General features: G+C 56.9%; 15 protein-coding genes. 13 read left to right on the forward strand and 2 right to left on the reverse strand.

Translation table 11 applies throughout. The features are described 5' to 3' along the window. The first annotated feature begins 14 nt into the window (after nt 1–14). From FOT55_RS08930 to FOT55_RS08940, 3 genes are all read left to right on the forward strand, one after another. On the forward strand, nt 15–1,055 hold the full coding sequence (locus FOT55_RS08930; RefSeq protein WP_049204184.1) for an ABC transporter permease: 1,041 nt from the start codon (nt 15–17) through the stop codon (nt 1,053–1,055). A 65-nt stretch (nt 1,056–1,120) separates the two neighbouring features. After that, a complete protein-coding gene (locus tag FOT55_RS08935) occupies nt 1,121–2,041 on the forward strand; it encodes a sugar ABC transporter substrate-binding protein (protein ID WP_043141597.1) in 921 nt (306 codons plus the stop codon). Nucleotides 2,042–2,180: 139 nt separating this feature from the next. Further along, nucleotides 2,181–2,945, forward strand: coding sequence for an SDR family oxidoreductase (locus FOT55_RS08940; RefSeq protein WP_147823376.1), 765 nt, complete (start codon nt 2,181–2,183; stop codon nt 2,943–2,945). A gap of 46 nt (nt 2,946–2,991) precedes the next feature. Here the strand turns inward: FOT55_RS08940 and metQ are convergent, their stop codons facing one another. Further along, complete coding sequence (gene metQ, locus FOT55_RS08945; RefSeq protein WP_147823377.1) at nt 2,992–3,807, reverse strand: methionine ABC transporter substrate-binding lipoprotein MetQ; 816 nt, start codon at nt 3,805–3,807, stop codon at nt 2,992–2,994. A gap of 236 nt (nt 3,808–4,043) precedes the next feature. Here metQ and FOT55_RS08950 point away from each other — a divergent pair, with 236 nt between their 5' ends. From FOT55_RS08950 to FOT55_RS08970, 5 genes are all read left to right on the forward strand, one after another. Next, nucleotides 4,044–4,562 carry a hypothetical protein gene (locus FOT55_RS08950; RefSeq protein WP_089180784.1) on the forward strand — a complete coding sequence of 173 codons (519 nt, stop codon included), beginning with the start codon at nt 4,044–4,046 and terminating at the stop codon, nt 4,560–4,562. Nucleotides 4,563–4,709: 147 nt separating this feature from the next. Beyond that, entirely contained in the window at nt 4,710–5,135 is a 426-nt protein-coding gene (locus FOT55_RS08955; protein ID WP_025302472.1) for a universal stress protein, read from the forward strand. A 110-nt stretch (nt 5,136–5,245) separates the two neighbouring features. Further along, entirely contained in the window at nt 5,246–5,560 is a 315-nt protein-coding gene (locus tag FOT55_RS08960) for an ArsR/SmtB family transcription factor (protein WP_049295409.1), read from the forward strand. Then, nucleotides 5,557–5,886, forward strand: coding sequence for an SRPBCC family protein (locus tag FOT55_RS08965; RefSeq protein ID WP_025302474.1), 330 nt, complete (start codon nt 5,557–5,559; stop codon nt 5,884–5,886). The genes FOT55_RS08960 and FOT55_RS08965 overlap by 4 nt, the downstream gene beginning before the upstream one ends. Before the next feature lie 45 nt (nt 5,887–5,931). Beyond that, nucleotides 5,932–6,525: an ATP-dependent Clp protease proteolytic subunit gene (locus FOT55_RS08970; protein WP_060432889.1), complete on the forward strand. Its 594-nt coding sequence runs from the start codon at nt 5,932–5,934 to the stop codon at nt 6,523–6,525. A 43-nt stretch (nt 6,526–6,568) separates the two neighbouring features. Here FOT55_RS08970 and FOT55_RS08975 read toward each other — a convergent pair whose 3' ends face one another. Further along, the gene (locus FOT55_RS08975; RefSeq protein ID WP_060432890.1) at nt 6,569–6,985 is read right to left on the reverse strand and encodes a hypothetical protein; all 417 of its coding nucleotides are present in this window, start codon (nt 6,983–6,985) and stop codon (nt 6,569–6,571) included. Nucleotides 6,986–7,607: 622 nt separating this feature from the next. On the opposite strand from FOT55_RS08975, the gene FOT55_RS08980 reads away from it, so the two are divergent. The 5 genes from FOT55_RS08980 to FOT55_RS09000 are packed head-to-tail and all read left to right on the forward strand — an operon-like array spanning nt 7,608 to nt 12,859. Beyond that, a complete protein-coding gene (locus tag FOT55_RS08980) occupies nt 7,608–8,684 on the forward strand; it encodes an LLM class flavin-dependent oxidoreductase (protein ID WP_141997791.1) in 1,077 nt (358 codons plus the stop codon). A 45-nt stretch (nt 8,685–8,729) separates the two neighbouring features. Next, nucleotides 8,730–9,344 (forward strand): cysteine hydrolase family protein, encoded by a 615-nt coding sequence (locus FOT55_RS08985; protein ID WP_049209209.1) that lies wholly within the window; start codon nt 8,730–8,732, stop codon nt 9,342–9,344. Further along, the gene (gene trpD, locus FOT55_RS08990; RefSeq protein ID WP_049209208.1) at nt 9,341–10,429 is read left to right on the forward strand and encodes an anthranilate phosphoribosyltransferase; all 1,089 of its coding nucleotides are present in this window, start codon (nt 9,341–9,343) and stop codon (nt 10,427–10,429) included. The genes FOT55_RS08985 and trpD overlap by 4 nt, the downstream gene beginning before the upstream one ends. Continuing rightward, complete coding sequence (trpF, locus tag FOT55_RS08995; protein WP_147823378.1) at nt 10,389–11,609, forward strand: phosphoribosylanthranilate isomerase; 1,221 nt, start codon at nt 10,389–10,391, stop codon at nt 11,607–11,609. Before trpD ends, trpF begins: the two co-directional genes overlap by 41 nt. Nucleotides 11,610–11,626: 17 nt before the next feature. Continuing rightward, entirely contained in the window at nt 11,627–12,859 is a 1,233-nt protein-coding gene (locus FOT55_RS09000; RefSeq protein WP_141997797.1) for an MFS transporter, read from the forward strand. Nucleotides 12,860–12,868 lie beyond the last annotated feature (9 nt).

Consider the following 12,868-nt stretch of genomic DNA (forward strand, 5'->3'; position numbering starts at 1 on the left):
GAAGGGTGAACATCATGAGTAACGTAAAGATTGAGAAGCCGCTCTCCGCAGATTCAACGGGCAAGGGAGGGCTGTTCTCCGGGCTGAGCGGCAAAATGCCGAAGGACACCGGTATCTTCATCGTGATGATCGGCATCGCGCTGATCTTCGAAATCCTCGGCTGGTACATGCGCGATCAGTCGTTCCTGCTGAACCCGAACCGCCTGCTGCTGATCGTGCTGCAGGTGGCGATCATCGGCATCATCGCGGTGGGCGTCACCCAGGTGATCATCACCACCGGCATCGATCTCTCCTCCGGCTCGCTGATTGCGCTGACCGCGGTGGTGGCGGCCAGCCTGGCGCAGACCTCGGACAGCATCTCGCCGATGTATCCGGGGCTGCTCGATCTGCCGGCGGCGATCCCGATCGGCGCCGGGATTGGGGTGGGCATCGTCTGCGGCTTTATCAACGGCTTCCTGATCACCCGCACCGGCATTCCGCCGTTCATCGCCACGCTGGGGATGATGGTATCGGCGCGCGGTCTGGCGCAGTACTACACCAAGGGTAACCCGGTCAGCTTCCTGTCGGACGGCTTCACGTCAATCGGCCAGGGCGCGATGCCGGTGATCATCTTCCTGGTGATTGCGGTGATCTTCCATATCGCGCTCAAACACACCCGCTACGGCAAATACATCTACGCCATCGGCGGCAACATGACCTCGGCGCGGGTGTCCGGCATCAACGTCAACAAATATCTGGTGACGGTTTACACCATCGCCGGCGGGTTGGCGGGACTGGCGGGCGTGGTGCTGGCGGCGCGCGTCAGCAGCGGCCAGTCGAGCATGGGGATGTCGTACGAGCTGGACGCCATCGCCGCGGCGGTGATCGGCGGCAGCAGCCTGATGGGCGGCGTCGGGCGCATTACCGGCACGCTGATCGGCGCGGTGATCCTCGGCCTTATCAAAAGCGGCTTCACCTTTATCGGCGTCGACTCTTACATTCAGGACATTATCAAAGGCGTGATTATCGTCGCCGCCGTGTCTATCGACATGCGGCGCAACCGCAAAAAACACTGATTGCCGTGAATTGCCGCCGGCGCCAAGGTGGGCCGGCGGCGTTTTTTTACCCGGGGGAACACATGATGAATTACCTGAAAGGGCTGTGGCTGGCGGTGGCGCTGTGTGCGTCCACTTCGGCATGGGCGCAAACCATCGGCGTATCGATGGCCTATTTTGACCAGAACTTCCTCACCATTATCCGCCAGGCGATCGACAAGGAGGCCAAGGCGCGCGGCATTACCGTACAGTTCGAAGACGCGCGCGGCGACGTCGGCCGCCAGACCGATCAGGTGCAGAGCTTTATCAGCGCCGGGGTGGACGCGATTATCGTCGATCCGGTCAACTCGGCCAGCACCCCGGTGATGACCAAAATGGTCCAGGCCGCCGGCGTGCCGCTGGTGTACGTGAACCGCACGCCGGGCGACGCCAAACTGCCGCAGGGCGTGGTGTTCGTCGGCTCCGACGAGCGGGAGTCCGGCACGCTGCAGATGGAAGAGCTGGCGCGGTTGGCTAACTATCAGGGCAACGTGGCGGTGATGATCGGCAACCTGACCGACGCCGGCGCGCTGCAGCGCACCAAAGACGTGGAGCAGGTGGTGGCCAAGTACCCGAAAATGAAGGTGGTGCAGAAGCAAAGCGCCAACTATTCACGCAGTGAAGGCATGGATCTGATGATGAACTGGCTTACCAACGGCGAAGCGATCGACATCGTCGCCGCTAACAACGACGAGATGGCGATTGGTGCGATCATGGCGCTGCAGCAGGCGGGCAAGGCGGATAAGAAAGTGCTGATCGGCGGCATCGACGCCACGCCGGACGGCCTCAAGGCGCTGGCCTCCGGCAAGATGCAGGTCACGGTGTTCCAGGACGCGGTCGGCCAGGGCAAGGCCTCGGTCGATGTGGCGCAGCGCATGATCAACGGTGAAAAACTCGAGCCGTATTACTGGATCCCGTTCGAGCTGGTGACGCCGGCCAATCAGGGGAAATATGCGGCCAGGCCGTAAGTTAACCGCCAGGTTCGCGTTGCCGGGGCGCTGCTTGCAGCGCCTTTCTTATTGGCGCCAGTTACATGTCCGCTTGCGGCCAGCGCGGCGCCGAATCTTGCCTCACACTGAGGATCTTTAAACCGCGTGAGGATGAGCGATGAACGCATTAAACGGCAAGGTGGCGGTGATCGGCGGCGCCAGTTCGGGGATCGGCAAAGCGGCGGCGCTGCTGTTCGCCCGGCAGGGCGCAGCGCTGGTGTTGGGCGCCCGGCGCGCGCCGCTGTTGGCCGAGCTGGTAGAGGACATTCGACGCGAGGGCGGCCGGGCGTTGGCGGTAGCCGGTGACGTGCGCGACGAAGCCTTCGCCGAACGGTTGACGACGACGGCCGTCGATGAGTTCGGCGGGCTGGATATCGCCTTCAACAACGCCGGCACCTTGGGGCCGCTGGGGCCATCGCTGGCGCACAGCGCGTCAGAATGGCGCGACGTGCTGGAAACCAATCTGTCCAGCGCTTACTACAGCGCCAAATATCAAATCCCCGCCATGCTGGCGCGCGGCGCAGGCTCGGTGATCTTCACCTCCACCTTCGTTGGCCACACCGCGGCGTTTCCCGGCACGGCGGCCTATGCGGCCGGCAAGTCGGGGCTGATCGGCCTGACGCAGGCGCTGGCGGTGGAGTTCGGCGGGCGCGGCATTCGGGTGAACGCGCTGCTGCCGGGCGGCACCGATACGGCGATGGGCCGGCAGATGAGCAATACCCCGGAGGCGCTGGCGCAGGTGGCCGCACTGCACGCGCTGAAGCGGCTGGCGATGCCGGAGGAGATCGCGCAGGCGGCGCTGTATCTGGCGTCTGACGCCTCCTCATTCGTCACCGGCACCGCGATGCTGGTGGACGGCGGCGTATCCATCCAGCGCGGCTGAGGTTGGCATGGCCCGTGGCCGGGTGCCACGGGCTCTACGTGAGGCGTTACCAGCCTTTGACGGCGTCGCCCTTGTAGATTTCGGTGGCGCTGGCCGCCACTTCATCGGTCTGATAGGCCTTGACCAGATCCTTCACTTTCTCGCTGTCTTTATTGTCGATGCGGCTGGCGAAGATGTTGACATAAGGCGAGTTTTTGTCCTCGACAAACAGCCCGTCCTTCGCCGGCGACAGACCGATCTGGCTGGAATAGTTGGTGTTGATGATCGCCAGCGTCACCTGTTGGTCGTCCAGCGCGCGCGGCAGCTGCGGCGCTTCAATCTCGACGATCTTCAGCTTTTTCGGGTTGCTGACGATGTCCAGCGCGGTCGGCAGCAGGCCGACGCCGTCTTTCAGAGTAATCAGCCCCTGTTTTTGCAACAGCAGCAGCGAGCGGCCCAGGTTGGTCGGATCGTTCGGCACCGCCACCTGCGCGCCGTCCGGCAGTTGGCTGAGTGCGGTTATCTTCTTCGAATAGCCGGCGATCGGGTAGACGAAGGTGTTGCCTACCGCCGCCAGCTTGTAGCCGCGCTCCTGCATCTGTTTGTCCAGATACGGTTTGTGTTGAAAGGCGTTGACGTCCAGATCGCCGTTGTTCAGCGCTTCGTTCGGCAGCACGTAATCGTTGAAGGTCACCACCTCCACGTCCAGATCGTATTTCTGCTTGGCCACTTTCTGCACCACCGCCCACAGCGACTGATCGATGCCGGCGCTGATGCCGACCTTGATGTGGTGAGCGTCCTGTGCGGTCGGGCCGCAGGCGGTCAGCAGCAGCGTGCCGGCGGCGGCCAGCGCCAGGGTGAGGTTTTTCAGCGTAAATGTCATTTTCCCAGGGTCCTTGTCAACATTGCCTGCTAATTTTGGCGGGCAGAATAGTGGCAGTGACTGTAGGTAATCGCTGGGCTAAAACAAAATACTGATTCACTATGACTCATAGCGATTAGCTATGAGCGGCCGCTGCCCGGCGCGGTGCGGATTGCTTTGACGGCGAATCGACGGGCTTATTATGATAGCCGTTGGCCCGCAAGGGCAGACTGGGTACTGAAACGAAGGAAAAGACAATGCGATTGAACACTTGGAGCAAGGCGCTGCTGCCGCTGGTGGTGTTGGCCTGCGTCTCGGCGACTCAGGTTCGGGCGGCGGAGAGCGATACCGGACCGATCCCTAAACAGCTGCTGGGCAACTGGCGCGTCAGCAAGATCGTGCCGACCCAGACCACCGGCTGCTGGGATCAACAGCAGGCGCAGAGCCTGATCGGCGGCAAAATCAGCTATAAGGCGGATGCATTCAGCTGGAACGGCACGGCGCTGAAAAGCGAAGGGGCCACCGTCAGCACCGTAGAAGCGCAGGAGTTTGTCGAGGACAATTCCGGCAGCAGCTCCTACATCGATTTCCCGATGCTGGGCATCAGCACGCCGTCGGTCGAACGCGTGGCCATTCAGCATGCGGATACCACCATCAAAGGCATTACCGATCAGGGCACCGATGGGGTGCCCGGCGATAACGTGCTGGTGAAAGACGCCAACACGCTGATCCTGTCGCTGTGCAACGTCTGGTTTGAGGCGCAGCGCGAGAAGTAATTTTTGCCTTCAGCCCCGGCAACGGGGCTTTCCCACCGCGTCGCCACCCGTCATACGGGCCATTTCTGAACTAAAATTAACCATAACGATATGACCCTGACGTGATATCGGAGCCTCGGCTCTACCGAGTCCATGACAGGAGGCGCTATGTGTTACCACCATATTGTCATCGCCACCGATCTGAGCGATGACGGCAAACGGTTGGTCGAAAAGGGGGCGCGGCTGGCGGAGGCGCTGCAGGCCAAACTCTCGCTGATCTATGTCGACGTTCACTACGACACCTACCACGCGGCGATCGGTTTTTCGGAGCGCAGCGATAACGGCGTGCCGTTCGAAGAGAAGATCCGCAAAGAGCTGGAGCCCACCACGCAAAACGTCAATTACCCGATCGCGGAAGTGATTATTGGGCGCGGCGGCTTCGTTGACGAACTGCGCACGGCAGTCGTGGACAAGAACATCGATCTGCTGGTGTTCGGCCATCACCACGATCTGTGGAGCAACCTGTTTTCTTCCACCCGCAATGCCATCAACCAGTTGAATATCGACGTGCTGGTGATCCCGATCCGCTCATAAACGCGATCATGCCTCTTCCATTCACTCCGCGCTGCAGCGCGGAGTTTCTTTTGCAGCAAAAAATGCCTTACTCGGTTGCATAATACATAAGTAAATACTAATGTGTTTGTATGAACGAAAATGACATCTTCAAGGCGTTGGCCGATCCGACCCGCCGCGGCATCTTCGACAAACTTGCCGCCGGCAGCATGAACGCCAGCGCGCTGCGCGAAGGGCTGACCATCAGCCAGTCGGCGATGTCGCAACACCTGGCGGTGCTGCGCAATGCCGGGCTGATACGTGAGGCGAAGCAGGGGCGCTGCGTTAATTACCAGGTCGACCCGGACGGGCTGGCGCAGATCGCCCAGTGGCTGGCGAAGTACCGCGCCTATTGGCCGGCGCGCATCGACGCGCTGCAAATCTTGCTGAAGGATATGGATCAATGAATAAACGGGTTGAGCCGCCGCCGCGCGATCGGCTGGTATTGGAGTATGCGCTCGAGGCGCCGCCGGAAAAAGTGTGGCGGGCGCTCAGTATTCCCGAACTGCGCGAGCAGTGGCTGCCGCCGGGGGATCTGGCGCAGGCCGAGCCGTTGGCCACCACGCCGGGCGAAGCAGTGAGCTATCGCCTGCGCGACGACCAGCCGCCGTTTCTCGAAAGCGTCGTCACCCTGCAGATCGTGCCGGATGCCGGCGGCGGCAGCCTGTTGCGGGTGATCCACCGGCTCGACGCCGTCAACGACGGCCCGACGATGATGATGCGCGCCGCCTGACGCGTTAAACACATTTCTCTTTGTTGCCAACCCAGGAGTTCACCGATGCGTGAGAAGATGATGCTCGTCCCGATGGTGGTGGAGCAGACCAGCCGGGGAGAACGTTCCTTTGATATTTATTCGCGCCTGCTGCGCGACCGGATCGTGTTCCTTAACGGTGAGGTCAATGACGACGTGGCCGAAATGCTGTGTGCCCAGTTGCTGTTTCTGGAGGCGGAAAACCCGGAAAAACCGATCCACCTGTACATCAACTCGCCGGGTGGGGCGATCACCAGCGGGCTGGCGATTTACGACACCATGCAGTATATCCGCGCGCCGGTGCATACGCTGTGCATGGGCACCGCGCGTTCGATGGGCTCATTCCTGCTGATGGCCGGCGAACCGGGGCACCGCATGGCGCTGCCCAACGCCAGCCTGCACGTGCACCAGCCGCTGGGCGGCTTTCAGGGGCAGGCGTCCGACATTCTGATCCAGGCAGAGGAAATGAAACGCACCAAAGACCGGGTGATCCGGTTGTATGCCCAACATTGCGGCCTGAACGAAGAGGAAGTGGAGCGGGTGTTGGATCGCGATCGCTTTATGACCGCCGACGAAGCGGCGGCCTGGGGATTGATCGATCGGGTATTGCGGGCGCGGTGAGTGTCGGCTCCGATAGCGGAATGAAGGGGGCAATATCACTCGATTATTGGTAGGTGAGCGCCGTTGAGGTGATCCAGCCACGCTGACCGGCACATTCGCCGGTAATGATGGAGATTTCTTTCCATTCCGCATTGCCGATGTCCATTGCAGCGCTTTTACCTGTCAATGCGACCTGTGTGCCGGCGATGAGCTGGCAAATATGTTTGGTGGGCTCCAACAAGTTACCCATATTGGGTTGAGCAATTAAAGGCATCGGCCGCTTCAGCACTAGCTGAGGCGCCTTTTCACCCGGTGTGTTAGTGATGGTGATATTTCCGCTATTACTACCAATCGTCGTATTCGCGCTGCCATTAACGAACTGACTGCGTGTTTCCGTTGAAGATGAAAAGGCAGAATAACCAGCGAAGAGGGTGCCGATAATTGTGGCTATGCCCGCGAGGATGGGGAGTTTATTTTGCAAGATATTTCTCCATGGGTATTTATTATATTGATGTTTGGTGAAAATGCCTTTCCCATACTAAATGGGTAAAGCGCAAATGAAAATATAATTCATAATATTTGCAAATGCAGTTTTGTTTAATCATTCGAATACCATATAATTAAAAATACGTATCATTCTAATTATTTCATTTGGTTGTTTGCTTCTGTTAATAAACCAAGTTGGGGAAAATGTTTCATCTTTCTCACAATCATTCACACGGGGATGTTTGTTTTTTCTTTATTTAACAGTGTGGTTAGCCATTTTTTGTCACGCTTTTGCACACTTCACTTTGCCTCTTTTTTTGAACCAGTAATGTCTTTTTTTCTGCATGACGAATTGTTATGAATTTGTTATTGATCACAAATTAAGCAATTCCGTGTTGCCATTGCCTTGTCTATACAATTATATACTTAAGGGAAAAGCAATGTTCAATAATCATCTTAACTTTTCGTGGTTAACTTTTTTTGGTGTTTAATTTTACGATTTAATAATATCTAAGCATTAATTCATTTTTAATTTGAATGAAATTGATGGGTTGAATATCAATTTGCCGTATATCACGTGCTAATCGGGATTTTACGCTTCAAGGAGATAATCGAACATGAAACTTGGCGCATTTTTAATGCCGGCACATCCGCGTTATCGCTCGTTGCACGATGGGCATTACCACGATCTTGATACCTTGAGGTTTTTGGACAAAATCGGTTTCGATGAGGCCTGGATTGGCGAGCATTATACGATGCCGGCTGAACCGTGCCCTTCTCCAGATTTGCTCATCGCTCAAGCCATTTTGCAGACTGAGCGCATAAAATTGGCGCCGGGCGCCTTTATGCTGCCGTTTCATCATCCAGCCGAGTTGGCTCACCGCATTTGTTGGCTGGATCATATATCTAAGGGGCGATTAATGGTGGGAATTGGCGCCAGCGGTACCACTTTGGATCTCGACATGTTCGACATAGATCATAAGTCAGGTGTGCATCGGGAGATGACGGCAGAATCGATAGCGATCATGATGCGATTTTGGAATAGCGATGGGCCATTCGAATTTAAAGGTAAGTATTGGACAGCGCGTCGGCCGGCGGATCAGTGGGATAAAACCTCCGGTTATCACCTCAAGCCCTATCAATCACCCCATCCGCCAGTAGGCGTGACCGGTCTTTCACCTTCATCCTCGACGTTGAAGATTGCCGGTCGTAATGGCTGGATCCCTATCAGCTTTTGTTTTACGCCTCAGTATCTCCATACCCATTGGCAAGTTGTTGAAGAGGGCGCCGCATTGAATGGAAGGGTTCCGCCGGCCAGGGATACATGGCGTGTCAGTCGTCCTATTCTGATCGCCGACACAGATGCGCAAGCATGGCGGCTTGCTGTCGAAGGCGAAATGGGACGCTACTTTCGTGAGGATTACTTGCCGATGATCGCCGGTAACAAGGCGCTTGGTTTGTTCAAACATCACCCGGATGTCCCCGACAGTGAAGTCACCGTCGAGTATTGCGCCAAGCATTGCTGGCTCCTTGGATCGCCGGAGACGGTTCGTGAACGCATAGAAGAAATGCAATCGCTGTCTGGCGGATTCGGTGTGTTGCATGTCATGGGGTTCGATCATTTGGATGAATTGGAACCCGTGCGCGAAAGCCATCGCGCATTGCAAGAGATCGCCACGAAATATTTCGCCTGACTCAGGCCGAATATCGGCACCGTGCGGTCATTCATGGAGAGAAAGATGCAACGTCAAAAAACAACTCTGCCCCCCAATCGGACACGTCGATTCGCCGTTTTGGTGATCGACATGCAATACGACTTTCTGGATGAAGGTGGTCCTGTTCCTTGCGAAGGAGGGAGGGCGATTATCGCGTCGCTTCAAGTTTTGTTGAGCTTTGCGCGCGGCGCGGGCATCCCGGTGATCTATACCCAGGAAAGTCACCGTGCCAACCGTGTGGACTTCGGCCGGGAGCTTGACTACGGCGAGATACTTCATTGCCTCGAGGGAAGCCGTGGCGTTGAGATCATCGCAGACTTGTCCCCACAGGTTGGCGATCAGGTATTAATCAAACGCCGTTACAGTGCGTTCTTCGCCACTGATCTGGATCTTTTGCTGCGCGGGATGGGAGTAGATACCGTCGTTCTGACCGGTGTTGCCACGGATGTTTGTGTGCGTGCAACTGCTCAGGACGCCATGCAATTAGATTATCGCGTCATCGTGCCGCGCGAGTGCGTCGCGGGGACGCGTCATGTGCGACATGAGGCGGCGCTTGAGAACATCGGTTATGTATTTGGCCGTATTCAGAGTTTGACTGAGGTTATGAATCTCTTGCGGGCGGGATTGGAGGAGACATGAGCGCAACGCTGTCGATAAAACCGCTGGAAGAGAGATTCAGAAACGTCTTGCAAATCTTGGTTGAAAAACGGCTTAGCTTGAGCCGGGAACAGACCCGAGATCTGGTCCAGGCCATGCTGGGACAGCAATTGGATGATATGCAGATCGGCGCGTTGCTCGTCGCTATGGCACAAAAGGGCGAGTCCGCTGACGAGATAGCCGGTGCGGTTGACGCAATAGCGGCACGTTGCCGGCCATTGGTAAGCGGTTTGCCGCTTACGTTGAATATCGGTGGTACTGGAGGAGACCGGAGCGGGACCTTCAATATTTCCACAACGGCAGCCTTGGTTGTGGCCGCAGCTGGTGTGCCAGTGATCAAGCATGGCAATAGTCGCGTGACCAGCGTCAGCGGCAGCAGCGACATGATGTCGGCGTTGGGCATTGATGTTTCGCGCAAGGGTGATGAAGCGTGGCTGCGGCGATCGTTGGCAACGAGCAACTTCGCGTTTCTCTCTACTTCGTCTTGGTATGCGTTTCCTGAACGGCTGACTGCTGTACGGCGCGCTTTGGGTGTTCGTAGCCTGTTTAATCTGAGTGGGTCGTTGGTTCATCCTGCTAACGTGACGCACCAACTGATAGGCGTTGCGCATGCTTCGCTTTTGTATCCCATGGCTGAGGCGCTGGTGAGGTTGGGCGAGGTGACGGCTTTTATCGTACATGGTGCCGGAGATTTGGATGAAGTCAGTTGCTTGGGAGAAACCCAGGTCCTGTGTGTAAGTGATGGCTGTATAGGTCGGTTTTCCGTGCGGCCGGATGATTTTGAGGTCCCTGCCTGTGAATTACGGGCGTTGCGAGGGGGGGCTGCGGAGCGTAACGCGAAAATCTGCCTGGCAGTGCTTAACGGCGAGCGGGGGGCCTATCGCAACGCGACTATAGTGAGCGCCGCGACGGCGCTGGTGTTGGCCGGCAAGACGCGCTCCTTTGGCGAGGCGGCGAAACTCGTGCGGCAAGTATTGGATAACGGGCGGGCGTATCAGGTTCTTAAACGATTCAAGGAGACGATGAATGAGAACGAGAGTGAAAGTCTGCGGCATCACGCACCTTGAGGATGCTCTGGCGGCATTAAACGCGGGGGCCAATGCATTGGGGTTCATTTTTTCACAAAGTCCATGTCAGGTTTCGCCCGACGAAGCCCGTTCGATCATTGAACGATTGCCGCCTTTTACTCAGGTGGTCGGCGTGTTTGTCAATGAACCCAGGGAATGGGTGCAAAACATTATATGTTATTGCGGCCTGGCAGCGATTCAGCTTCAGGGTGACGAAACGAATGAGTATTGCCAGGCATTTGATGTCCCGGTCATTAAAAGTTTCCATCTCGAAAGCACTTTGGCTCTGGACAGGATAAACGACTATCAGGTTAGTGCATACCTATTGGACACACAGGTCGAGGGGCTGAGCGGCGGTTCTGGAAAGCCATTCGATTGGAGTTTGTTGAAAAACAAAACATTTGTGCGGCCGGTAATTGTTGCGGGCGGACTGCATACCGGCAATGTCAGCCATCTGATTCAGCACTGCTTCCCCACGGCCATTGATGTCTGTTCTGGCGTCTCCCGGTCCGCGCGCCGTAAGGACCCTGTGCGACTCCAAACCTTTTTTGACGCTGTCGCCGATCCCGATCGCCTTCGCGTGCAGGTGCCGGCTGAGAGTGGGCAAGAGGACATCCTCAAGGCGTCTTTTGATCGGCAGCCTTTGGTGGAGATTCAAGGGCGGCGATTTCTGCTGAATGCTCTGACGGAACAGATCCCGGCAACCCCGGCTGAACTCTTGCGTGAAGCAGCCAGGCGAGTCTGCGATGCGGCGCAATTTCCACCTGGTACCAAGTTGGTGGGGGAAGAAGACAAAGGAGGCGGTTTATTGGCTGCCGTTTCGCTGCTTTCAGGCCTGCCATACGGCATTGCCCGCTGGTACCCATCCGGTCTTGAAGGACAGGTTCAGGTTGATTTCGATTGCGAATATACCGGCGGCAGCCTCTTTTTGAACGGCGTGGAGCCCGGCGATAACGTTTATATCGTGGACGATCTCATCAGCACTGGCGGAACATTGGTGGGGTTGGTTTGTGCAGTGCGGAAAGCAGGGGCTGATGTATCAGGCATCTTATGCGTGGTGGAAAAACGCAATTATGGTGGAGCCAGGCGCGTGTTCGAGGCGACGGGGATCTCGGTGCAATCGCTTATTGAAGTGGATGTGAGCGGCGAGCATTCGGTCGTTGTCGGCGTCAATTATTAAATAAAAAGGAGGCTGTGATGATCAAGGAAAGGAAATTCCGCGGTTGGTACATGGTAGGCGCCGTTCATCTTTTGCTGGCGGTTATTTTCGGTGCGGCCTATTCATTTGGCGCATTTTTTACTGCATTACAGGCGAATTTTGACGCGGGGCGTTTCTCTACCGCCTCAATATTCTCGTTGACGGCGTTAATTTACTACGTCGTCGGCGTATTTTCCGGTGCCTGGAGCGATCGTACTTCAGTAAGGACGGTAACCGGCATCGGTATTTTACTGCTTTCCCTAGGCTTTTTGGGCAGTAGCCTGCTGGCGTCGACACTGACGGCGTTTTTGTTCACGTTTTGCCTGTTGGTTGGCGGGGGAGTCGGGTTGGTTTACGTGCCGGCGGTTTCAACCATTCAACGCTGGTTCGTCGTTCATCGAAGTTCGGCTTCCGGCTTAGCGCTGGCTGGCACCGGTTTGGGAACGCTGGTGGGGCCGATGGTGGCTGGTGGGTTGATGCAGCATTTGTCCTGGCAAAGCACCCTACAAGTTTACGCCGTCGCTATCGCTGCGCTGGGATTATCTGCCGCCTTCGTCTTGCGAGGCAGGCCAGAGGACGTGGGAGAATATCCCGATGGGCTTCGTCCCGTAGAGGTGGCATTAATACCGGGTTCCGCGTTTAACGGTAGCGTTACGTTGCGAGAAGCGGCGAGACAGGCTCAGTTTTGGTGGTTTTTTATCGCGATATTTTTCGGCTCTATCGGACTGTTCCTGGCGTTGGTTCATATTAATCCTTATGCACAACAACAGGGGCTAAATGCAACGCAGGCCAATCTGCTCATCGGTTTGATCGGCGTGGGCAATATCGGCGGCCGTCTGGTTTTGGGGCGGATAGGCGACCGTATGGGCGCGCGGCGTTTTTTGGTTATCGTCACGTTGAGTTTGGCCCTGTTATGCGGTTTTTGGAGTGTGGCGCACAGCTTTACCGCGCTGGCGATTTTCGCGCTGCTGTTCGGCGCGGCCAACGGCGGCTGTATTGCGCTGTACCCGGCAGTGGCCAGTACATGGTTCGGCACCGCCAATCTGGGCGCCATTCTGGGGGCATTGTATATCGCCGTGGGGATCGCCGCCGTTGGCGGGGGTAGCGCCGCCGGTTGGCTGTATGACCTGTATCAGAGTTACACGTTGTCTATTGCGTTGGCTGGCATGGCGGCGCTGCTGTCTGCGTTGGGGATCGTCTTGGCTTCTCGCTGTACTTCCCGGATGGGATGAGGGAGGAGT

The organism is Serratia bockelmannii, assembly GCF_008011855.1.
GTDB classification, from domain to species: Bacteria; Pseudomonadota; Gammaproteobacteria; order Enterobacterales; family Enterobacteriaceae; genus Serratia; species Serratia bockelmannii.